The organism is Vibrio sp. 03_296 (assembly GCF_002265885.1).
The window spans coordinates 1-855 of sequence record NZ_NPKW01001204.1; the positions used below are offsets into that span (position 1 = coordinate 1).

The window sequence follows — 855 nt, forward strand, 5'->3', positions numbered from 1 at the left end:
CATTGTTGGATATTCAGATGATCTAGGTGTTTTGATTGCTGCTACACGCATTCAGTGGCTGCCCACATCAAGATAAGACATACATCAGAAAGCAAAAGAAACGCTAAAACAGTTGGTTTGAGTAACGTTTAGGTTTTCACATAACAAACAATTTAAGAGCGTATTCCCAACGCATTGGTACTTTTCGTTCCATCGTTGGGTTTTGTGTTTTAGGTGGTATGTTCAAGTTTGTGGTAGCGTTGGTCACGCCTTAATTGGGCGTTATGCTTAATCACGTAAAATCAGTGGTTTATGGTTTTTCTTTGTTCCCTCGGCTTTTCAGTTTGGTGTTTGTCGGCAAGTTGGCTTCAGTGAGCGCTGTTTTCTGGACACTTATTCTTTGGCGCTAGAAATTCTGAGAGTTGCCTCAGTCAGAAATTTGATCTTAGGTTTTTGAGTTTTGACTGCCAAAGTTCAAAGTCTGATTTTCAAAATTATGAGTCATTTCTGTTTTCTACGTTTTGGTTTTTGTTTGTAAATCAAAGTCGAGTTAATCTTAATTCAATTAAAACGTAAGCCATTGAAGCTTAAGCATAACAAACGAGTATGGCGTCAATAGTTAATTTTTCGCCATATTTTCATTCCACATAGTTCCGTCTCTTAGCATTGAATTCAGGATCACAACCATCTTTCTAACACAGGCAATGATGGCTACTTTTTTGGGTTTTCCTGCTTCCAGTAATCGCTGATATGTGGTCTTAAAAACAGGGTTAGATTGCATTGCAGACATCATCGCCATATACAGGACTGTACGCACCTGAGCGCGCCCACCTTGGATAATTCGTTTGCCTTTATAGCGGCCACTTTCTCTATTCA

The 855-nt window shown here is 39.2% G+C and carries 1 protein-coding gene; it reads right to left on the reverse strand.

All coding sequences use genetic code 11. The features are described 5' to 3' along the window. Window positions 1-598 precede the first annotated feature (598 nt). Window positions 599-855: transposase (locus CIK04_RS31000; protein WP_142995049.1), on the reverse strand; the 257-nt coding region annotated here is incomplete at its 5' end.